Below are 22,160 nucleotides of genomic sequence, written 5' to 3' on the forward strand. Positions count from 1 at the left end.
GAGAATGGACGTGGATACCGGCAGCACGACTCTGGCAAACCCCAATGTCGAAACGCGGATTGAACCGCGTGTCGAGTTGCGCGACGCACTGCGAACGCTCGGCGAGCGGCATGGGTCCGGTATTCGCGCGCTGGAGGAATTGATGACGCAGACGGCTCTGAGCGCGGACGAGATGCGTGCCCAGTTGGCCGTGCAATTTCGCATGAAGCCGATCAGCATGCGCGAGTTGAACCAGTACGAGCCCGATTTCGACGTGATGTCGTTTGTCGAAGCGACGACCCGCCTGTGCGTGTGTTTTCGCGAGCCAGATGGAACAAGCGGCACAAACGGTACAGGCGGCACAAACGGTACAAGCAGTGGCAATAGTCTGCTGTTCGTCATCGCCGATCCGCTCGACGCGCGCACGCGAGGCTGCGTCGAACATCGCATGCGCTCGCGGCCGACCGTACCGTACAGCTGGGCGCTCGCGAGCGCAGGGGACATCTGCGCGTACCTGGCCGTGCGCGAAAAAGACGTGCGGGCGATGGACTCGCTCGCGTTCGACGACCCGATCCAGACTGCGGTCGATCCGTCTTCGCTTGCGTTGACGCTGCAGGGTATCAGCAGTGACGACAGCCCGGTGGTGAGACTGCTCAACTCGACGATCTATGACGCGCTGAAGATGATGGCAAGCGACATCCACCTCGAATGCCGCGCCAACGGATTGATGATCAAGTGCCGCGTGGACGGTGTGCTGACGGTGGTTGGCCGGGTCGAAGGCCGCGATGTCGCAGACCAGGTCTTGTCCCGCGTGAAAGTGATTTCAGAACTCGATATTTCCGAGCGCCGCGTTCCGCAGGACGGACGTTTCAAAGCGCAGTACGCGGGACGTGATATCGATTTCCGCGTGTCGATCATGCCGAACCAGTTCGGCGAGGACGCGGTGCTGCGGATTCTTGACCGCTATCAGCTTTCGCAGGCCTCCGGCGGTTTGACGCTCGAGGCGCTGGGTTTTCAGCAGGCTGATACACGCTTCATGCGCTCTGTCGCTTCGATGCCGTATGGAATGCTGCTCGTGACTGGGCCGACCGGCAGCGGCAAGACGACGACGCTCTACGCGATTCTGACGGAGATCAATAACGGTCTCGAGAAGATCGTGACGATCGAAGACCCGGTCGAATATCAGCTGGGCGACATCCTGCAGATTCCGGTCAACGAAGCGAAGGGGCTGACGTTCGCGCGCGGACTGCGGTCGATTTTGCGGCACGACCCGGACAAGATCATGGTCGGCGAAATCCGTGATCCGGAGACCGCGCAAATCGCCGTGCAGGCAGCGCTGACCGGTCACCAGGTGTTCACCACCGTGCACGCGAACAACGTGTTCGACGTGATCGGCCGCTTCACGAACATGGAGGTCGATCCGTACAGCTTCGTATCCGCGCTCAACGGCGTCGTTGCCCAGCGTCTCTTGCGGCAGTGCTGTCCGGATTGCACGACCGATGAAGCGGTCGACGCGGACACGCTGGTCCGTTCGGGCATCGATCCGGATACCGCCGGCAGCTACCTGTTTCATCGCGGTACGGGCTGCGCGGCGTGCCGCGGCAGCGGGTACCGCGGACGCCGCGCAATCGCGGAAGCTTTGCGCATGAACGACGAGTTGCGGCAACTGCTGTCGGAACGCGCACCGCTTGGGGCAATCAAGGCGGCAGCGATGCGCTACGGCATGCAGTCGCTGCGTACCGCAGCAATCGAGCTCGTGAAGCGCGGCGAAACGACTCTCGAGGAGATTAACCGTGTCACCATGGTTGAATAGTCCGGTTGCAATTGGAGTCGGCACACGTGAGATTGTCGTCGGTGCGCGCGTGCCTTGGCCGTTGCGCCTGCGCAAATCGGCATCTGTCGCCGAGCCAGCCAGCGTTGCGATTCCCGAAGAGCAGTGCTGCACTGAACCGGGTGCACTCGATACGCTGCGCAGAGCGCTTGCCGACACACACATCGTGACGTCCGCCGCCGATGCCGCGACAGTGCCGCAGGCGTTTCTGCCGAAGCGAAACGCACACGTGGTGCTGGATGATTTCTGGGGCAATCACGCGATCTTGCGTGGCGATTTCCGGGCGCTGCGCGCGCGCGAACTCGAAGAGATTGCGTTAGCGCATTTCACCGATACCTATGGGATCGACGGCGCGTCGCTGGTGGTGCGTTTCAGCGTGCAGCGCGGCGGCCGGGCTCTGTTTGCCAGCGCGGTGTCGCGCGAACTGCTTGACGGTATCCACGACGTAAGCGCGGCCGAACATGTCGGGATTAGCCGCTTGTCGCTATGCCTTCCGGAGATGCTCAATCGCATCGGCGACGCGGCCGGGGGCGGTGAGGCGCTGCTGCTGTTCGTCGCGGACGAGCAGATGCAGGCGGTCATGATCGAAGAGAATCGCTGGGTCGCCTACGACGCACAACGCCTGTTTCCCGGTGATGCGGGCGACGCGTCCCGGCTGGCAGAGTTGGCCGAGCAGTTGTTCGAACGCTCGGCAACCCGGGCGAATCTGAAGCACGCAGACTGCAAGATCTATCTGTTCGGGATCGAGACCGAGCTGGCGCCGTTCGAAGCGCGTTTCGCCGCGGCAATCCGGCAGGCGCCGCCGGCGGACCACTCGCCCGCGCATCGGCTGATGGAGTGTGCCCAATGATCCCGCGCCTTGACCTCGACTTCAGCCGGCGCCGCGCCGCCCCCGCGGCGGGCGGGGTCATCCTGCTGTGCGTCGCCGCCGTGCTGTTGCTCGCAAGCGGCGCGCGACTCTGGCATGCGCACACGGAAAACGAGCGTGCGCAGGCAGAACTGGAGGCCGTCCAGCGGCAGACAATGGCAAGCCGGCACGTGGCAAAGGCGCCGCTGACGCCCGCTGCCAAACTCGCGGAAAAGCAAAGCCAATCGGTTCTGCGGGAACTGACCGTGCCGTGGCAGGACCTCTTCTCGATCGTCGAAGACTATCCGGATCACGATGTCGCGCTGATCGGCATCGATCAGAACCCCGCGCAAAGCCAGATTCGTATCACGGCCGAGGCAAAAAACTTCGACGCGATGATTGCGTACCTGAAGTATCTGCAGACCAGCGTGCTGCTGCGGGAAGCCGTGCTCAACGATCACCTGATCGAGACGAACGTGCCGGGCAAACCGGTCCGTTTCCAGATCACTGCCGTCTGGAGGAAGTCATGAAAGCGGACCAGCTACAGGACATGCTGTTGACGCTGCGCTTCGAGATGCAGCGCTCGTTCGGCCTGCCGGGACTGCTCGGCGCGCTGACGATCGGCGCTGCCGCCATCGTGGCCGTCTCGACGCCCAGTGTGGACTCCGGGACGCACGGAATGCGTGAGATGCAGGACCCAGCGCGAGTCGCGCGGACTGCGAACGCGCATCGCCTTGCCGGCGAGAGCAGCGCGGCGGTGGATCCGGTCGCACTCGATACCTTGCCGGGACTGTTCCCGGGTTTCACGCAAAGCGCGAACGATATCGCAGTGATATTCGCGCAGGCCCGCGAGAGCAATCTGACGCTCGGCTCAGCCGAATATCAGGTTACGACCGAAGCCGGTGCGCCCTTTACGCGGTATCAGGTGCTGTTGCCGGTCAAGGATCAGTACAGTGCGATCCGGCATTTTCTTGCTGCAGTCCTGAACAACGTGCCTAATGCGGCGCTACAGGCGATCCACGTCGAACGTCCCGCCGTCGACGGCAACATTCTCGATGCGCGGGTCCGCTTCGAGCTTATCTATCGGACAGCACAGCCATGAAATCCGCTCTGGTTAAACGCGTTCGAGCTCATCTACCGGACAGCGCAGTCATGAACCTCGCTCTGGTCAATCGCGTTCGAGCTTATCTACCAGAAAGCGCGGCCATGAAACCAGCTCTGATCAGACGTGTGTTGCTGACGTTCTGCGGGATCGCAGTCGTGGGGCTCGGGTATCGCGCGCAGGTGACGGCGACCCAGAAGCCTGTGGTACTTGCCGCGCTTCACGGTCAGGGGCATGACGACGTGCGGACGCGGCCTGCTTCCGTTCATCTCCAGCCCTCCACCTCTGCCGTGCCGGCAACCTCGCGGGGAGCGGCGTCAGCCCCGGTTCCTGCGTCGCGCGTCGGCGCCGTCAGCGCCAGGCCGGCGACAGCGACGATAGTGACAACACCGCGCGCAAAGCTGATCGCTCTGCGCGCGCCTCTGTCCATCGAATCGGCCAACAATCCGTTCGCCGCCTCTTCGTGGCTTCCGCCGCCGCCTCCTGTCGAGGTGGCGGTCGTACCCGAGGTGCGCGCACCGGCGCCGACTGCGCCGCCAGTGCCATTCACTTACCTCGGCGAGCTGGATGCGAAAGCGGCCAAACCGCAGGTATTTCTCAGCAACGGCGACCGCTTGCTGATCGTTTCACCGGGCGAAGTCGTTGATGACCAGTACCGCGTCGAGTCGGTTTCGGAATCCGATGTGGTGCTGACCTATCTGCCGCTTAACCAGACGCAGGCCATATCCATTCCAAGAGAGGCAAAGTAGATGAAAACCTCACGCACACGGGGTGCGGGCCGCAATGGGGACAGCGGTCCAGCGAACCATCTCTCGCCGTCTGTCCCGTTGCGTGCCCAGTGCACCCCAATCGGAGGGATTGCGAGAAAGCGTGCGCTCGCGGTCGCTATCGCCATGCTTGCCGTCAGCGGTTGCATGCAAATGCCGGCCCGGCAGGACAGTCCGACCGGCGCCGAAGCGAAAGTCGACTATCTGAACGACAGGAATAGTCAGGTCAACGCGCTGCTCGATCAGGCCGACCAGTTTCGTCTGAGCTACCAGTTCGATGCGGCGATCCAGAAGCTTTATGCGGCAAGCCAGATCGATCCGACCAGCGAACGTGGCCGCAAGATCGGCGCGCTGATCGACCAGGACCGCCGGGATCTTGCGACCCTGCAGGAAGCGGACCGTATGATGCAGCGCGGCTCGCTTGCACCGGCGTCCGATCGCGTGCACCGCGTGTTGTTGAGGAATCCGACTAATGCGCTGGCGTTGCAGATGAAAAAGGAAATCGACGATAAGATCCGGCAGCAACGCGCGGACAAGGAAGAGGGGCTTGCCGCATCGTCGATTATGCACACGCCGATTACGCTGCAGTTTCGCGATGCCAATGTGCGCATGGTCTTCGAAGCGTTGTCGCGCACGTCGGGATTGAACGTCATCTTTGACCGCGACGTTCGTGCAGACCTGAAGACGACCATCTTCGTGACGAATGCGTCGCTGCAGGATACGGTCGACATGATCCTGATGCAGAATCAGCTCGACAAGAAGCAACTCAACGCGAATACGCTTTTCATCTACCCGGCGACACCGGCCAAGCAGCTCGAATATCAGGAATTGAAGGTACGCACGTTCCAGTTGTCGAATGTCGAAGCCAAACAGGTCCAGTCGTTGCTGAAGAGCCTGCTGAAGATCAAGGAAGTCGTGATCGATGAGCGCGCGAACACCGTGACGATCCGCGGTACGCCTGACACCATCAAGGTCGCCGAAGAGATGATCGCCGCGCAGGATTTGCCGGAACCCGAGGTGATGCTGGAAGTTGAGGTGCTGGAGGTGTCGCACGAACGCCTGTCCAATCTCGGGATCGAATGGCCGAACTCGTTCACGATGTCGACGCCTTCCACGGTGGACACGTGGGGGGCGTTGCACCATCTTCCTATCAATGCGCTGAATGTCAGTGGCCTGTCCGCGACGGCAAACTTTAAACTCACCGACACCGACGCGAATTTGCTGGCGAGTCCACGTATCCGGACACGCAACAAGGAGAAGGCCAGGATCTTGATCGGCGACAAGCTGCCGGTGATTTCGAGTTCCAGCACGCCGAGCACGAGCGGTCCGTCATACACGCAAATGATTCAGTACATCGACGTCGGCATCAAGCTCGAAGTGGAGCCGCAGGTGTATCGGGATGGCGATGTCGGTATCAAACTGAATCTCGAAGTCAGCAATATCACCAATACGATTCAGAGCGGCAATTCGCAAACAGGCCTGAGCTCGCTCGCGTATCAGATAGGAACGCGTAGCGCGTCGACAAGCCTGCGCCTCAGAGACGGTGAAAGCCAGATTCTCGGCGGCCTGATTTCGGATCAGGACCGCAGGTCGGCCGACAAGGTGCCTGGTCTCGGGCAGTTGCCCGTGCTTGGGCGCCTGTTCTCGGACCACAACGGCGATCATGTGAAGACTGAGATCGTGTTGCAGATCACGCCGCACATTGTCCGGCCACAGCTCGCGGCGGATGTGGACACGCAGGAGGTCTGGTCCGGCACCGACGTCAATGTGCATGCCGACCAGCTTCGGCTCGATCCCGTCATCGCCACTGCGGCTGTGTCCGGAGCGCCCGCCGCGAAGCCGTTGCCCGGCAGCGTAGGCGGTGGCACGGTAGGCGGCAGGTCCGCTCAAACGGGCGCAGCGGCGAACAGTTCGACGGCGGTGCCCGCGACCGGGTCGTTCGGGCAACTGCCGCCGCCGCAGCGCACGACGCCACCGCCCGTACCCTACGGCGGACGCTTTGCACCTCAATCGACTGCGCCGGCGCCGGTGCCGGTTCCCAATGCGCCGCCGGCAGCGGAGCAGGCGGGAGGCGAGGTGGAGCCGGGCGCTGGGGCAACCGCGGCGCCAGCGGCCACCCAGCCACCCGCGCCTCCCCCGGCGGCACCCGCACCGGCGCCCACGCCCCCTCCGTCGATCCTGCAGATGCCGCCGGGTGACATGGGGAACGATAACCCGCTTCGATCGATTCAGAACGGGTATTGAGCCGTGGCCATGCTGACGAACACGATCCGCTCGCGTGGAGCATGCCGGCCCGATCAGCGTGGATTCACGTTGATCGAGCTGGTAATCACGCTCGCGCTCGTGGCCATCCTGTCGCTCGCGATCATGCCGTTCTCCGAACTGATCGTGCAGCGTCAGAAGGAACAGCAGTTGAGCGCCGCGTTGCGCGAGATCCGCACGGCACTCGACGCATACAAGGATTCGAGCGACGTGGGTCTGATCGACAAGGAGGCGGAGGCGTCGGGTTATCCGCCGTCGCTGACCGTGCTCGTGACGGGGGTGCCCAATGCGAAGGATCCGAAAGGCAGTCTGTTGATGTTCCTTCGCCACGTGCCGCGCGATCCGTTTTTTTCCGGCGATCCGGACACGGCCGCGGAAGACACCTGGAACGTGCGCTCCTATGGCGTGCCGCCGGATCAGGCCGGCGCCGATGTACCGTCCGGGAATGATCAGGCCGGTAAGGACGTGTTCGATGTGTCGTCGAAATCCGATCGCGCCGGCATCAACGGCGTTCCGTACAAACAATGGTGACGGTGCATCATGAAATCCGCTCATACGCGCAGATCCCGCGGTTTTACGCTGATCGAACTGGTTGTCGTGATGGCGATCATTGGCCTGCTTCTGACGATCGCGCTACCGCGTTATATGCACAGCATCGAACGCGGTAAGGAACAGGTCCGGCAGCAGAACGTCGCGGTGATGCGCGATGCGATCGATAAATACTACGGCGACAATGGCCAGTACCCGGACACGCTCGATGAACTGGTAGCGAAACACTATCTGCGGGCGGTTCCGGTCGACCCGGTCAACGGGGACGACAAGTGGGCGGTAATCGCCTCGCCCGATGAAACCAAGACGGGCGTGTACGACGTCGTGCCGGCGAGTGGTGCACAGGGCACGCCTGCCGATCCGGCAGGAGCAGGCAAGTGAGTCGCGGCGTATTCTCAGCGCGAAGCGGCGCGTGCATTTCGTCAGTATCGAAACGGGGCGCGCAGCACCGAACCAAGCTCGGCGCCGCGCGCCAGCGTGGGCTCGTGATGCTGGCGCTATTGATCGCGCTGATGTTGATGTCGATCGCGTTGGCGGGCGCGCTGGATGTCTGGTCGCTGGAACGGCGACGCGAGCAGGAGAAGCAACTGTTGTTTGTCGGTGATCAGTACCGGCAGGCAATCGTGCGGTATTACCGCGTCGGCCGCGTCTACCCGGCGTCGGTCGACGATCTGCTGGACGACGCACGTTTTCCGGTTCCGATGCACCATCTGCGTCAGGCATACCCGGATCCGGTCACCGGCAAGACCGATTGGCTCTTCTTGCGGCAGGGAGATCGCTTTTATGGTGTGTATAGCAGCTCGGAGGCGCCGACGATCAAGCGCGCGGAGTTCCCGCGGCGATATACGGACTTCGAGACCGAGCAGACTTATGGCGGGTGGAAATTCATCTACCTGGCGCCAGGGCTGCGCAGCACGCCCACCAATGCCGCTACGGCAGCGCCCGGTCGTCCAGTGCAGACCATTAATCCACAGGATGGCGCGGTCCGCTTTCCGTCGGCAGGTTTTGGTGCAAACAGGATTGGTGGCCGTTAGCGTTGCAGGCGCAAACCTTAGGTTCCTTCGGTCCTTCGCCTTTCAGGCGCAACGGAAGAGCAGTCTGGCAAGCATGGCGCCTGGCGCGTGGAAGGCGAATGTCCAGGAGACGCTCATTTCAATGGCGTAACGGCCGTGGACGTGGCTGCTTCGGGATTAATCGGTAGGCTAACAAAGTGAGCAACCGGAACGGAGGTGCAACCGCAGTCAGGATCATGACTTCTTCAAGCTTTACAGGATCGCGTTGGAAAGTGGCTTACGGTATCGATGACGGTATCCCCGCAGAAGTCGTATTCGGATGCCCGGTGTTTGCGATGTTTGAGCGAAATCGCGCGTTGATTCTCCGATGCAGTCTTTCCAAAGCGGATAACTGCCGACTGCATTTTCGGTATGGCTGACGGCATCGTCGATACCTGGCCAGGCGGAAAAGGAGTCTTCACAAGGGGCGCGGTCACCGATTGACCATCGAGTGGGTGTTGCGCTGAGAAATCGATCGCCGACAAAGATCGCTGGGCGTCGGACCGCAGGAGCGGTGGCGTGTCGCGCTTGATGGTATTTCTGGAAGTATATTTTTTCGAGTAGGAGCGCAGATACGTGTTGGTAAAGGATGACGCGGCAATATTCGAGTCTGGTCCCGCTTTACTGATGGATCGGCTGAAGCGTCGAACTGCTTTCGCTAAGCCAGACGACAAGTTCATTGACACCCATGGGCTTCGCGAACAACCAGCCCTGGCCATACTGGACGTCTCTTTGCACCAGATACTCCACCTGGACATCGCGCTCGACGCCTTCCGCCACGATTTCCACCCCCAGTTCGTGTGCCATCTCGATGATATGAGGCGCAACGACGCTGGATGCTGCGTCTTGGGCAATGGTGTCGATAAATGACTTGTCGATTTTCAGGACGTCGATCGTAAAGGTTTGCAGATACGACAGGCTGGAATACCCGGTTCCAAAATCATCGATATAGACAGGGTGGCCAGCATTTCTGAATGCCGCGATTGTTTGCCGCGTTGCGTCGGCATCCATGAAGCTTCGCTCCGTTGCTTCGATTCTGACCTGCGCCGGTCGAATACCCGTCCCCTGCAACCGGGCCGTAATAACGTCCAGGAAACGGCGCGTCCGCAAATCCTCGCTGCTCACGTTGATTGAGACGTAGAACGATGGACGCGAGCGCAGGAGCTTCGACAGCTCGTCAAGCGTCTTGTCCAGTACGAGGTCCGTCAACTGCTGAATAAGACCGTTTTGCTCCGCGACCGCGACAAAGATTTCTGGCGAGATGTTGCGTCCGTTCAGGTTCCACCTGACGAGCGCTTCTACGCCAACGCACTCGCCGCTCGTGAGGCGGACAATCGGCTGGAAAACCACGTCGAGTTTCTTGCGTGCTATGGCCCATTCAAGCGTCGCCGGGAAGGAGAGTTGCCGGGAGATTCGCCTGAACGCAATCCAACCAAGCACACCTCCGACGACGACACCAATCGAAAGCCACATCACGAGCAAACCAGGCCAGTGACCCACGAGGCTGCTGCGAGGAGACTTGACTACAACCCCGAGGGGACGGCTTGCCGAACGGGCGACCGCGTAATGCCATTGTTCATTGTTCACCTGCCCAGCCAGCTTCCATGCGTTGAGCATGTCGTCGGCGTCCGCACCAGGTGACAACGCAAGAATGGTGTTTGTCTCGACATTGATCGCTGCGATCGGTCTTCGGGCGGGGTCGATAAGATCGACGTAGGACTGCGGGTCGATCGAGACATAATTGCCATTGCGGCCAATCTGAATGTCCTGGCGCTCGTTGCTGAGGGGGTTTTTCTGCCTGTACCAGAGCAGATAACCGTCCTTGCTCCGCCAATCGGGCGGAGGCATTGTCAGATGCTGCGCCCGAACGTCGCCTGAAAGCGGTGAGCACAGATATTGACCGCCACCGTAAGCACCGGCGTCCCGCACGTACCGGTAATTGAAAACCACGCGGGCAAACTGCGCGATCTGGGTGGCCGAGCAGAGGCCGCCGGGGGGCGCCTCCATATCCGAAATAGCGGCGAATGCCTGGTAGGTGACAAGCTCCGTGCGCATCACGGCTTTCGCGGCGAACTGCTGCAAATCTTCCTGCTCGCGACGTTCTGCATCCTCGTCGGCGATATAGATGCTGGTCAGCACGGGGGCAACGGTAACGATGCAGCCCAGTGCGACAGAAGCAGAAATAAGCGACAGCCGCTTGATCATCTCGCAAGTCCCGTCGTGAATGACCGCAAAGGAGGCTTCGTGCCATCAGTGCGGCATGCTCAGAGTCGAACGTATGGAATTACGATGCAAGCATGAAGAATAGTATCTGGAGCTATTTTTTCAATGTGTTTGATTTGTGCGCCCCATGTCCACTCCTGGGCGAATGCGCACAGCCGCTCTCGCCAGGAGGCGGCGGCTGCGCGAGACCGCCAGATTGGGCGTCGCCACTAATGGGTCGAAGTCGGCGTGACCCATTGTCTTCAGCCCCGCCCACTCCGTTTCTGACCAGGGAGGATTACATGCCGCCGAATGGCTTTTTCACCGTGAGCTTGTTGGTCACTGACGTCACACCGGGAACGCCCTGAGCGATCGCCTCGGCCTTGCCGATCTGGGCCGCTTCCGTGACGGTGCCATTCAGTGTCACCGCGCCGTCTTTCGCGATGACACTGATGTCTCCGGCGTTGATTTCCTTGTATTTCCCGATGGCGGCATAAACCTTCCGGCGCAGGGCACGATCCGCTTTCCTGCCCGTGAGTGCCGCTGCGCCCGATCCCGCGGTCGTGGACGCACCCTGCGCACTGGAAGGGGTACTGGCTGCTTCACCAGCCTGGCACCAGGTGGTCACGGACATGGCAACGGATAGTGTGGCGACGGCCAGCCCAAGTGTCTTGATTGTTTTCATGGATTGCTCCGCTTGATGAGGATGACGAAATCAGAAGTTATGGCGCAGGCCGATCATAGCCGCGGTGGTGGACATGCCGGGAGCAACCGGTGCCCCATAGATGATCGTTTGGTTCATGGTCCCCTTGTTGTCGACGTAGCCGACTTGCGCGTACATCTTCGTCCTTGGGGAAAGGTTGTATTCGGCGCCCACTGCGATTTCGCTCGAGTGATTTGCTGAATGATTCCGGTCCTTCAGGTAGTAGTAGCCGGACGTGATCTTGAAGTACGGATTGACCTGGTAGCCGAGGCCGCCCGACACCATTTCGAAATCAGCAGTGTTGCTCTTCGCCGGGTTTTTGCCGATGCCGTACGAGGCGGACACGGAGAATCCACTGATCGTATACATCGCACCGAAATAGTAGAAACGATTGTTGCTCTGGCCTGTCGCAGGCGTGGCCGGCGCCGCCGGATAGGTGAGCGGGAACGGATTGGTGTCATGTCCGTTGTAGTACACAGCGGACAGGTTCAGTCCGTAGTTCGAGTACTTGAGCACAGCCGACTCACGTGTGCCGCCCTGGAACTGTCCCGCGACGCCGCCCGGCGCATATTCAAGCGCAAGCGATGCGCCATAGAATTTCGGCGAATTGTAGACCAGCGCGTTGCTGTCATAGAGGGCGCCGATTGGAGCGTTCGTGCTGGTGCCGGGCCAGCCGGCAGCCTGATTGATACCGAGCCACGCGGTCAGGATGCTGCCGAAATACTGTGCGCCGCGTACGTCGGTTTCCGCCATGGCGTAGATCATCGGGATGATCTGCCGGCCGGCGTCGAACGTGCCAAACGGCCCGGTTGCCCCGATCGTTGCGAACTGGTTGAAGATTGCGGTCGCGCCCGGCGTATCGGACAGCCCGGACTTGCCGTTCGCGGTGTTGAACGTGCCTTGCAGCTTGAAGGTGATCTTGTAGCCACCGCCGATGTCCTCGATTCCCTTCATGCCCCAGTAGCTGGAATAGATGCCACCATCCTTAAGTTGATAGGAATGCCCCTGGTTTCGCGCGGTCGGCAGGAACGTTGACGCCGAGGTGCTTTGATACAGGAGTCCGCTGTCGAGTACGCCATAGAGCGTGACAGAAGACTGGGCATGGGCCGCGCTGGAAAAAACTATCAGCACTGCCAGGATGCTTGATTTCAATTTCATTGTGTCTCCTCCGGATTTGAGGCGTGCCGGGTGGACCCGGCAGTTTATGGTTTGTTACTCGAATGAAACTGTGTTGCTGTTGCTGTTGCTGTTGCTGTTGCCGGTGCCGGTGCCTCAGGCCGACAGGTAGTAATCGCCGAATTGATCCCGCAACCGGTTCTTGAGCACCTTGCCCGTTGCACCGAGCGGAACTGAGTCGACAAACACAACGGCATCGGGCTTCCACCACCTCGCAAGTCGGCCGTCAAAAAATGTGAGCAGTTCGTCCGGGACGAGCGCGCCGCCAGGCTTCTTGACGATCAACAGCAGGGGGCGCTCGTCCCACTTCGGATGCCGCGCAGCGATGCATACCGCCGTTGTGACTTCGGGGTGCAGGTACGCGATGTTTTCGATTTCAGTCGAACTGATCCATTCGCCACCGGACTTGATGACATCCTTGCTGCGATCTGTAATCTGCATGAAGCCATCGGGATCGATCCTGGCCACGTCGCCGGTCGGGAACCATCCGTTGCGCAGCGGCGGCGTGTCGTCATTGCCGAAATAATCTCGCGTGGCCCAATGACCGCGCACGAAAAGGTCGCCAGTTGCGATGCCGTCCCATGGCAACTCCTTGCCGTCCATGTCGACAATTTTCATGTCGATGCCGAACACGGAGCGCCCTTGTTTCGCCTGAAGCGCATAGCGCTCTTCCATCGGCAGAGACACCTGATGCGCCTTGAAACTGCAGACCGTTCCGACCGGGCTCAATTCCGTCATGCCCCATGCGTGCAGTACGTCGACGCGATGGCGCGCCTGAAATGTCGCCGTCATCGCTGTCGGACAGGGCGCGCCGCCGATAATGGTGCGCCTCATCGACGAGAACGACCCCATAGTCGTGTCGACGTGCGCGAGCAACCCCTGCCAGACTGTCGGCACGCCGGCCGACAGCGTGACCTGTTCATTCTCGATCAGCTCATGGAGCGACTTGCCGTCCAGTGCCGGCCCCGGAAACACCAGCTTCGCACCGACCATGCAGGCGATATAAGGCAATCCCCACGCGTTTACATGGAACATCGGCACAACCGGGAGGATCACATCGCGCGCCGAGCAGTTGAGCGAGTCTGGCAGCGCCGCCGCGTAGGTGTGTAGCAGCGTCGAGCGATGGCTGTATAGCACTCCCTTCGGATTACCTGTCGTACCAGACGTGTAGCACAGTGACGAGGCGCTGTTTTCGTCCAGCAGCGGCCAATCGAAAACATCGCCGTGATCCTCGACGAGATCCTCGTAGCACAACAGCGTCGCCGCAAGACCATGGTCGCGTGGCATGTGCGCGCGACCGGTCATTGCAACGAAGACCTTCGTGCTGCTGACGCGTGGCGCGACGCTCTCGATCAGCGGCAGAAACGTCAGGTCAAAGAACACGACACGATCTTCCGCATGTTCGATGATGTACGCGAGCTGGTCGACGTGCAGCCGCGGGTTGAGCGTGTGCAACACGGAGCCGGACCCCGACACCGCGAAGTACAGCTCCATGTGCCGGTAGCCATTCCACGCCAGCGTTCCTACCCGCTCGCCCGGCTTGATGCCAAGGTCCGCCAGCGCGTTTGCCATGCGACGCGCGCGTTGCGCAAGATCCCGGTACCGATACCGGTGAATGTCACCTTCGACCCGTCGCGACACGATTTCCTGTTCACCGTGATGGCGTTCGGCATGCATGAGCAGCGAAGCGACCAGTAACGGTTGTTGCATCATCAAACCTTGCATCCTCAGTTCCTCTGAATGGCTGGATGTTCCCGCGCGGCCCGGATCACAATGCCGCATTGAACGCCGGTGTCTGCGCGGGACTGGCGACTGAATTCTCGAAACTCACGAACAGCTTTCCGTCGACGGCACGGACTGACCGGTTTCCGCTGGCCTGGCGCGAGTTCATCGACCGCGCTAACCAATTTGTGATCAGACAAGTGCATGGATCAGCGTCTCCGCCATAGGCCATTCACCAAACCCTGCAGCGGGATTCAGGTGCCCGACTTCGCCGAGGTCGACAAGACGGCTTCTCCAGGCTTTCGCCATCGCCGCGGTACGCTCGAACTGCGCGAGCGGATCGTTGCGGCTCGCACAGACGATGCTCGGAAACGGCAGCGGCTCGTGTGGAATCGGCAGCCAACCGTTCTGAGCGAGTGCATCGAAGGCCGGATAGCCTGCCGGCAGGGGCGTCTCGAGGTCGGCCGGAGCGGCGAGCAGTGCGCCGCGAATCTTGCGGCTGTGCCGCTGGGCCCAATGCACTGTGATCATGACGCCAGCGCTATGCGCGACCAGAATCACCGGACCATCGATTTTCTCGAGAGCAGCATCGAGCGCGGCAACGCGCGCAGCGCAACTGAGTTTGTCGTGCTCGAGCGGTGGTACCGATGCCGCCTTGGTCAACTTCCGCTCCAGCAGTGTTTGCCAGTGCTCCGCGACGTGGTCGCGCAAGCCGGGCACCATCAGAATGGTCGGCGTCGTATCGAGAGTCATGAAGCGGTCTCCTGTCGGTCGGAGTTCACGTGTCGGCTGGAGTTCGCGCTTTAGCGCTTACTCCAGCCCCATAGCGCGCGACTCCGATCCCATGCAGATGGTTGCGGTCCGATCAGTACGGTTTGTCGCCGATAATTCCGGCGCGCTCCATCTTGCGGTGACACGGCGGGTAGTCCATCACGGCGTAGTGCTGCGTGCTGCGGTTGTCCCAGATCGCAATGCTGTTGGGTTTCCAGCGCCAGCGGACCTGATACTCCGGGATGTAGGCCTGGCTGATGAGATAGCGCAGCAGGTCGCCCGCGCCCGGATTGGCGTCCTGCCCGAAGCGCACGCGCGCCGGCGTGTGGTAGTTGGTGAAATGGGTAGTGAAGGCGCTCACGAACAACACCTTCTCACCGGTCTCCGGGTGCGTGCGCACGACCGGATGCTCAGCGTCCGGGAATTGCGCTTTAAGAGCGAGACGTTTTTCGATCGGCATCGCGGCACCGAAGCTAGCCTCGATGCTGTGACGGGCGCTCAGGTCCGCGATCTGGGTCTTGATGTGATCCGGCAGGTTCTCGTAAGCGAGGACCATGTTCGCCCACATCGTGTCGCCGCCGACTGGCGGGCATTCCACGCAGCGCAGGACTGCACCGAACTGCGGCGCATCGCGCCAGGTGGCATCCGCGTGCCACGCGTTTTCATACCGGTCGTTGGGCTGATCCGGGTTCTTGTAGATGCGCACGAGGCCCGGATGTTCAGGATCGCTGCCGGCGACGGGATGGTCTTCCAGTGCGCCGAAACGGCGCGCGAATGCGACGTGCTCGGCGCGCGAGATGTCCTGATCTCGAAGGAACAGCACCCTGTGCTCAAGCAGCGCCGCCCGGATCCTGGCAAACAGGCTGTCATCGTGAATGGCGTCAGCGAGATTCACTCCGATCAGTTCCGCACCGATGGCACACGTCAATTGCTCGACTCGCATGACCTGTTCCTCAGATAACGAAGACCGACGAGCCGGTCGTCTTGCGCGATTCGAGGTCGCGGTGGGCCTGCGCCGCGTCCTCCAGTGCGTAACGCTGGTTGAGCTCGATCCTGATGCGGCCTGCCGCGACATGCCCGAAGAGTTCGCCGGCGAGTTCGTCCTTCTCGACGGGGTCGGCAATGTAGTCCGCCAGCGCGGGCCGGGTCAGATAGAGCGAGCCCTTCATTGCCAGCATCTGCGGATTGAACGGCGGGATGGGCCCGGACGCCGTGCCGACGCATACCATCAGGCCACGGCGCCTGAGCGAATCGAGCGACGCCCCGAAGGTATCCTTGCCGACGCTGTCGAACACGACGTCCACGCCCATGCCATTGGTAAGTTCGCGCACGCGCTTCGCGACATCCTCCCGGCTGTAGTAGATGATGTGATCGCAGCCATGCGCGCGGGCCACCTCGCCCTTGGCCTCGTTCGATACCGTGCCGATCACGGTAAGACCCAACAGTTTCGCCCATTGCGACACGATCAGACCCACTCCGCCGGCGGCGGCATGCAGTAGGATGGTGTCGCCTGCCTTGAAGTCATGAATGCGGCGCATCAGGTACGAGGCGGTCAGGCCTCGCATTGTCATGCCGGCAGCTGTTTCGCAGGAGATCGCATCGGGCAGCTTGATAAGCGGCGCGGCCGGGATCAGGCGTTCCGTACTGTAAGCGCCGAGCGTATTGAGAAAACCGGTGTAGGTCACGCGGTCGCCGAGCGCAACGTTAGTCACGTCCGGGCCGATGGCCTCGACCACACCTGCAGCCTCGACGCCCATGCCCGCAGGCAGCGGCACGGGGTACAGGCCGCTGCGGAAGTAGGTGTCGGCGAAATTCAGGCCCACTGCCTCATGGCGCAAGCGAACGTGTCCGGGGCCGGGATCGCCCACTTCAACGGTTTCGTAGCGCAAAACTTCAGGACCGCCGGTTTCATGGAAACGCACTGCTTTCGCCATATCAAATCTCCTATTCATTACTCGAACTGCAAATTTATTTGGCCTGTGACGGATGGCCCGTTTTGCTCTCGGGCGCACTTGCCAGGTCTGAAGCTCGCGGGTGACCGTCGGGTCAACCCCCGGCATGTTCACGAAGGGCACTCAAACGATCGAGGTCGACGCCATAGTTACGCCTGCCGATGAAGAAGGCGATAGCCGCGACCAGGGGCGCAAACGGTACGAGTTGCAACGCGCCGAGCAGCCCGATCCGGTCGGCCACGATGCCCGTCAGGACGGCAGCGGGTGCCAGCCCCAGCAGGTTGTTCGCCAGCGTCAGGGTGGCAAACGCCGAAGCATGGATCGACGGCGGGGTGAGGTTCGCCACCATCGCACCCGAGGGGCCGGTCGCGCCTGCGCTGAAGAACATGCCGGCACTAATCACGACGAGCTGTGCCGGGCCTGCCGGCATTCGGAAACCGATCGTAAGCAAAACGAAGCAGATCAGGCAGAAGGCAACGGCCGTACTCCACGTCCTTTCCCGCTCATGCTTGCTGAGCCGGTCGGCCAGAATCCCGCACACCACCATGCCGAAAGCGGTTGCCAGCACGAACATTGCCGCACTCATGGCCGCCTTACCCGTGGACATGCCGTAATAGCGATTCAGGAAGCTGGGCATCCACGCCCATACGGCCGCCGGGACCAGCAAATGGATGCCGCTGCCGACGTAGGCGCACACGACCGACTTTGTCGAAAAGAGTCCCTTCATCAGCGTGCGGAAGCTCATGCGCATGCCCTGAACCTGCGCACGCGGGTTCGTATCGGCAGGCTGCAAGCGCGCAAGCTGTTTTTCTGTGACGGCGCACCGGTAGCAAACGAGAAGCACGATCCCGAGACCCGCCATTGCGCCGAATGCCGCGCGCCAGCCAAGGTGAGCAGCGACTGCGCCGCCTAGTGCCATACCCAGCACCGAACCGAATGCTCCCCCGGCCATGAAAGCGGCGGTGAGCGTAGAGCGCAGCCGTGCCGGAAAAATGCTGAGGACAACCGCGATGCCGACGCTTCCATAGGCAGCTTCGCCGATGCCGACGAAGGCGCGCGCGAGCAGCATCTCGTGATAGTTCGTCGAGAACGCGCAGCCGAGCGTCGCGAGACTCCACATCGCTGCCATCAAGGCAATGCTCTTGACGCGGCCCGTGCGATCGGCCAGCACTGACAGCGGAAAAGTGAGCACGCCCACCATCAACGCGACCACGCTGCTCAGCGATCCCAGCTGGGTGTCGGACAGGTTCCATGTGACCTTGAGCATCGGAAACACGGCGTTTAACACCTGCCGCGACATATAGTCGGAGAGCAGCAACCCGACCGTCAGTGCGAAGACCACCCAGGCATAGGCGCTGACGTCAATTTGCGTCGTCGAATCGTTGCCCGTCCCGGGGCTGGCATGCGTGAGCATGAGTTGTCTCCTTCCTGTCCAGCTTTTTTAATCACGGCACCGTCGAACTTGGCGTCGACTTGGCCACTCATCAGGTTCCATCAAGCTGTCAAGCCGCGGACAGTATGTACTGCCGTTGACGGCCGCCAGGCCACCTCGGGAGGCGTTGTGCGCTCGCTTCGACCTAAATCTCCTTATGGCAGAAGCTTCAGCGTCGCAGCGTTCATGCCGCCTTACGCAGATGACCCTGCTGGCGACCCATGCGGTTGGGCGCGAAGCCATTGGCTGCGAGGGACTCCTCTACCGTGTCGTAGAACACGCCGATCCTGGAGATCTCGCGCGCCTCTTGCGCCGTGGCGATCGGGCGGCCGAACTCGCGTGAAATGCGTACCAGTTGCTCGATTTGCTGGACCGTGCTGAACTTCGCGGTGCGCTGCTGGTTCCAGAGGTTGTCCTCGATGCCGCAGCGCACATGCAGGCCCATGGCGATGCCCATCATGTTGATCGGCAGTACGTTGAGCACGGAGCTTTCCACCGTCAGCACCGCGCCATCGGGCACGGCGCGCACTATGTTGGCCATGTTGTAGATGTTGGGCGCGTCCATGCCGCCGCTGATGGCCACCCAGTTCATGACCAGCGGGCCCATGTAGATCCCTCTGCGCATCAGACGCTCGACGGACTCGAAGCTGTTAATGTTGTAGCACTGGAAAGCGCTCTGGATACCCGCGGCTGTCAGGCGACGGATGTGCTCCTCGACCCAGCCTGGCTGAGCGGGCACCGTCATCTCCTTGTAGGCCTGAAAAATCGCCGGGTCTTCCATCGAAGTGCCGCGCAGGTCTTCGTAGTCGAAATGTTCCAGCACATTCATCTGCGAGGTATTCACGGTCACCGTGACCTGGTCGGGCTTGGGATCGAGATCGGCCAGCATGTGGCGTGTGTCGTCAGAAAGCCACTTGGCGGCAGCGCCATCAGACTCCGGCGCGAACGAGATCGAACCGCCCACCTGAATGATCATATCGGGCACGGCTTTGCGCACGCCCGCGACCAGTTCGTTGAATTTGGACAGACGCTTGGAGCCACGCCCATCGAGTTCGCGGACGTGCAGGTGCAGCACAGTGGCACCCGCGTTGTAGCAGTCCACCGCCTTCTGGATCTGCGCCTCCATCGTGACGGGGATGTCTTCGGGAAAATCAGAGGGGATATAAGAGGGCGCGTAGGGCGCGGCCGTGATGATCAGCGGTTGCTGGTTTTCGGGGAATAGATGTCCGTCGAGAAAATTCATGGCGTGTCTCCGTCGGTTGGAATAGGAAAGGAGGTTCAGCTCTCAAGGAGAAGACTATCGCTACAAGTTCGAATGAGATGTATTATTTGGGACATTCGATGTCTAAAGTGGGACATGGTGATGCAGGGTTACACCCCATTGATCCGAAGCGCCAGTCTTACCGGCTACGCCGAACTGGCGCGCCACCATGGGCTCAACCCTGAGGCAATGCTGCGCAAGGTGGGGTTGAATACCCGGAGCCTGCTTGACCCCGACATGCCGGTCAGTCCTATGGCGGTAAGCCAGCTGCTTGAAGACAGCGCGTCGATGGCGGGCGTGGAAGACTTCGGCTTGCAACTGGCCGAGGACCGGCGGCTGGCAAACCTGGGCCCGATCAGTTTTGTGATGCGCGAAGCACCGAATGTTCGGCAGGCGCTGGACAACCTGTGTCGATACATGCGCCTGATTAACGCGGCGCTTTTAACGAGCATCGAAGACTTTGGCGAGTCTGTGCTGATTCGCGAAGAGGTTCTGGTGACCGGCACGCACTCGGTGCGACAGTCCGTTGAGATGGCCGTGGGCGTGCTATATCGCGCGATCCAGGAATTGTTGGGGCCGACCTGGCGCCCCCGAAGCGTCGGTTTCAGACATCGTCAACCGTACGGTGCTACGCGTCACAAAGCGCTGTTCGGGTCGGTGGTTGAGTTCAATGCAAGCTTCAATGGCATCGTCTGTACAGCAAAGGATCTCGCCGCACCCATTTCGGTCAACGACTACCGTATGGCGCCTCATGTCCGCCGTTTTCTCGATCACGCCCTGTCCGGGTCCGATGAAAGTGCGACATACACCGTTCGGCAGGTCGTGGTTGCCCTGTTGCCCGGGGGCAGATGTACGTCAGACCAGGTAGCCAAGCACCTCGGCATGGATCGCCGAACTTTGCATCGCCATCTAGCCGCAGAAGGCACGAGCTATTTTTCGCTGCACCAGTCGGTTCGAGCTGAACTCGCCTCCCGCCAGATTCTCGACAGCGATCGCTCCCTTGCCGAACTCGCGGATCTGCTCGGCTTCTCAAGTCCCAGTGCTTTCGCTTTCTGGTTCAGAAAGCAGTTTGGCATGACGGTTTCGAGCTGGAAGAAAGCCTCGCAGGCAGCCGCAAATACGCAGATAGAAGGTGGCTGATCCTTGTTCGCACCAGGATTCTTTCGGGTGAATTCAGGTGAATCCGGCTGAATCCGATCAAATCCGGGATCCCCGCTACACAAGGTACGCTGGCTCTTTATGCTCCGGCATGTTCCGGGCTATCTCGTGTGTCTCTACTCGCTACCGATAGACCAGCTCCGGCCTGACTGACCCCGCACCCACTCACGTGCGCTCCATCTTCCGCATCCGCTTTGCCTCATACATTGCCTGATCGGCCCGATCAATAAGCGTAGTCATCTCGACGCCATCGTCGGGGAGAACGGCTGCGCCGACACTGACATCGAGGTCGAGCGCGCGCCCCTCGAACTCGAACGGCTCACGGACCTGCTCAACCATACGCATGCCCAGCCTCTCGGCATCTTCCTTGGAGTGGATGCCGGGCAGGATGACGGCGAACTCGTCGCCACCCACGCGCGCCACCGTGTCCGAGCACCGCGCCGTCCTGTTCATGCGCAGAGCCGCTTCCCTGATCGCCGCGTCGCCCGCGCGGTGGCCATAGCGGTCGTTGATGGGTTTCAGATCGTTGAGGTCCAGATTGAGAATGCCGAGCGTCGCTGAAGCTCGTTGAGCCTGCTGAATCGCCTGCCGCAGCCGGTCGTAAAACAACGCGCGGTTCGGCAACCCCGTCAGCGCATCGCGCGTAGCCAGATAATAAAGCTCGCTGGTTGCGTGCCTCGCTGCGTGAAACATCGCGGCAGCGATCAGTTCGGACATCAGTTCGAGCGCGCGAATATTTTCGTCGGTGAACGCGTTAGCCGCTGCGCCCACGACCTTCAGCACGCCCACCGTCGTATCCGCATGCCTGAGCGGCGTCACGATCATCGAGCGCAAACCCACCCGCCGACACGCCTCGCGGTCGACTCGCGGATCGGTTTCCGAGTCCTCACATCGCAAGATATCGCCGGTTTCCACGCATAGACCGGACAGACTGCCAGTACGCTTCAACCGCAAACCCAGCAGCGAAGAAGCAATGCCCGAACTCGCGCGATAGACCATTTCATCGCCTTCAGCAAGCTCGACCACCGCGCCATCGGCCCGTGTCAGTTGCTGTACCCGCTCGGTGACAAAACTCATGACACCGCCAAGATCCAGTCCGAGCTTGGCAATCTCCGTCTGTGCCCGCACGATTGCCAGAAGCGTCTCGTTGTCGGGCACAACGTTGTTGAAGGCAGTCTGCAAGGGTCTCTCCGAGGACAAATTGTTCGGAGATATTCTACGGGACAAATATTCCATGGCCGACCTGCGAATGGCTCAAGCATCGTGGTCATCCGGGCGCCGTATCCTCAGTTCAACGGGCAACCACGCAATAAAACAGGCGCTTCGGTGCGGGAACGAGTGTGGCCCGGGATTTCCTGACGTTATTTTCAGCAAAGCCTTACAGCCCGCTGTGT

20 protein-coding genes are annotated in these 22,160 nt (G+C 61.0%); 10 read left to right on the forward strand and 10 right to left on the reverse strand.

Features of this window, described 5'->3' with window-relative positions; genetic code table 11:
• The first annotated feature begins 4 nt into the window (after window positions 1-4).
• The 9 genes from R8871_RS29150 (at window position 5) to R8871_RS29190 (ending at window position 8,371) form a co-directional block, all read left to right on the forward strand.
• The gene (locus R8871_RS29150) at window positions 5-1,792 is read left to right on the forward strand and encodes a GspE/PulE family protein (protein ID WP_175053575.1); all 1,788 of its coding nucleotides are present in this window, start codon (window positions 5-7) and stop codon (window positions 1,790-1,792) included.
• Entirely contained in the window at window positions 1,773-2,660 is an 888-nt protein-coding gene (locus tag R8871_RS29155) for a hypothetical protein (protein ID WP_175053576.1), read from the forward strand. The genes R8871_RS29150 and R8871_RS29155 overlap by 20 nt, the downstream gene beginning before the upstream one ends.
• Entirely contained in the window at window positions 2,657-3,187 is a 531-nt protein-coding gene (locus R8871_RS29160; protein WP_175053577.1) for a hypothetical protein, read from the forward strand. Before R8871_RS29155 ends, R8871_RS29160 begins: the two co-directional genes overlap by 4 nt.
• On the forward strand, window positions 3,184-3,759 hold the full coding sequence (locus tag R8871_RS29165) for a hypothetical protein (RefSeq protein ID WP_175053578.1): 576 nt from the start codon (window positions 3,184-3,186) through the stop codon (window positions 3,757-3,759). Before R8871_RS29160 ends, R8871_RS29165 begins: the two co-directional genes overlap by 4 nt.
• Window positions 3,756-4,508, forward strand: coding sequence for a hypothetical protein (locus R8871_RS29170; RefSeq protein ID WP_322789530.1), 753 nt, complete (start codon window positions 3,756-3,758; stop codon window positions 4,506-4,508). The genes R8871_RS29165 and R8871_RS29170 overlap by 4 nt, the downstream gene beginning before the upstream one ends.
• 144 nt (window positions 4,509-4,652) lie before the next feature.
• Entirely contained in the window at window positions 4,653-6,770 is a 2,118-nt protein-coding gene (locus tag R8871_RS29175) for a secretin N-terminal domain-containing protein (protein WP_246287839.1), read from the forward strand.
• A 9-nt stretch (window positions 6,771-6,779) separates the two neighbouring features.
• Window positions 6,780-7,319: a type II secretion system protein gene (locus R8871_RS29180; RefSeq protein WP_175053580.1), complete on the forward strand. Its 540-nt coding sequence runs from the start codon at window positions 6,780-6,782 to the stop codon at window positions 7,317-7,319.
• Between the two features lie 9 nt (window positions 7,320-7,328).
• The gene (locus tag R8871_RS29185; RefSeq protein WP_175053581.1) at window positions 7,329-7,718 is read left to right on the forward strand and encodes a type IV pilin protein; all 390 of its coding nucleotides are present in this window, start codon (window positions 7,329-7,331) and stop codon (window positions 7,716-7,718) included.
• Window positions 7,715-8,371 carry a type II secretion system protein gene (locus R8871_RS29190; RefSeq protein ID WP_407673230.1) on the forward strand — a complete coding sequence of 219 codons (657 nt, stop codon included), beginning with the start codon at window positions 7,715-7,717 and terminating at the stop codon, window positions 8,369-8,371. The genes R8871_RS29185 and R8871_RS29190 overlap by 4 nt, the downstream gene beginning before the upstream one ends.
• Window positions 8,372-9,010: 639 nt before the next feature.
• Here R8871_RS29190 and R8871_RS29195 read toward each other — a convergent pair.
• The 9 genes from R8871_RS29195 to R8871_RS29235 form a co-directional block, all read right to left on the reverse strand.
• Entirely contained in the window at window positions 9,011-10,594 is a 1,584-nt protein-coding gene (locus tag R8871_RS29195) for an EAL domain-containing protein (protein ID WP_175053582.1), read from the reverse strand.
• 295 nt (window positions 10,595-10,889) lie between these two features.
• Window positions 10,890-11,276: a BON domain-containing protein gene (locus R8871_RS29200; RefSeq protein WP_175053583.1), complete on the reverse strand. Its 387-nt coding sequence runs from the start codon at window positions 11,274-11,276 to the stop codon at window positions 10,890-10,892.
• A 30-nt stretch (window positions 11,277-11,306) separates the two neighbouring features.
• Window positions 11,307-12,452, reverse strand: coding sequence for a porin (locus tag R8871_RS29205; protein WP_175053584.1), 1,146 nt, complete (start codon window positions 12,450-12,452; stop codon window positions 11,307-11,309).
• Between the two features lie 114 nt (window positions 12,453-12,566).
• On the reverse strand, window positions 12,567-14,195 hold the full coding sequence (locus tag R8871_RS29210; RefSeq protein WP_175053585.1) for a 3-(methylthio)propionyl-CoA ligase: 1,629 nt from the start codon (window positions 14,193-14,195) through the stop codon (window positions 12,567-12,569).
• A 189-nt stretch (window positions 14,196-14,384) separates the two neighbouring features.
• Window positions 14,385-14,945, reverse strand: coding sequence for an RBBP9/YdeN family alpha/beta hydrolase (locus tag R8871_RS29215; protein ID WP_175053586.1), 561 nt, complete (start codon window positions 14,943-14,945; stop codon window positions 14,385-14,387).
• Window positions 14,946-15,057: 112 nt separating this feature from the next.
• Window positions 15,058-15,906 carry a TauD/TfdA dioxygenase family protein gene (locus R8871_RS29220; RefSeq protein ID WP_175053587.1) on the reverse strand — a complete coding sequence of 283 codons (849 nt, stop codon included), beginning with the start codon at window positions 15,904-15,906 and terminating at the stop codon, window positions 15,058-15,060.
• Window positions 15,907-15,916: 10 nt separating this feature from the next.
• Window positions 15,917-16,897: a quinone oxidoreductase family protein gene (locus tag R8871_RS29225; RefSeq protein WP_175053588.1), complete on the reverse strand. Its 981-nt coding sequence runs from the start codon at window positions 16,895-16,897 to the stop codon at window positions 15,917-15,919.
• Window positions 16,898-17,009: 112 nt separating this feature from the next.
• Window positions 17,010-18,329, reverse strand: a complete 1,320-nt coding sequence (locus R8871_RS29230) for an MFS transporter (protein WP_175053589.1) — start codon at window positions 18,327-18,329, stop codon at window positions 17,010-17,012.
• Between the two features lie 202 nt (window positions 18,330-18,531).
• A complete protein-coding gene (locus R8871_RS29235) occupies window positions 18,532-19,590 on the reverse strand; it encodes a BKACE family enzyme (RefSeq protein ID WP_175053590.1) in 1,059 nt (352 codons plus the stop codon).
• Between the two features lie 120 nt (window positions 19,591-19,710).
• On the opposite strand from R8871_RS29235, the gene R8871_RS29240 reads away from it, so the two are divergent.
• The gene (locus R8871_RS29240) at window positions 19,711-20,748 is read left to right on the forward strand and encodes an AraC family transcriptional regulator (protein ID WP_175053591.1); all 1,038 of its coding nucleotides are present in this window, start codon (window positions 19,711-19,713) and stop codon (window positions 20,746-20,748) included.
• Window positions 20,749-20,931: 183 nt separating this feature from the next.
• Here the strand turns inward: R8871_RS29240 and R8871_RS29245 are convergent, their stop codons facing one another.
• Window positions 20,932-22,002, reverse strand: coding sequence for a diguanylate cyclase domain-containing protein (locus tag R8871_RS29245; RefSeq protein WP_175053592.1), 1,071 nt, complete (start codon window positions 22,000-22,002; stop codon window positions 20,932-20,934).
• Between the last annotated feature and the right edge of the window lie 158 nt (window positions 22,003-22,160).

This window comes from Paraburkholderia sediminicola (assembly GCF_902859805.1).
In the GTDB taxonomy this organism is placed as follows: Bacteria; Pseudomonadota; Gammaproteobacteria; order Burkholderiales; family Burkholderiaceae; genus Paraburkholderia; species Paraburkholderia sediminicola.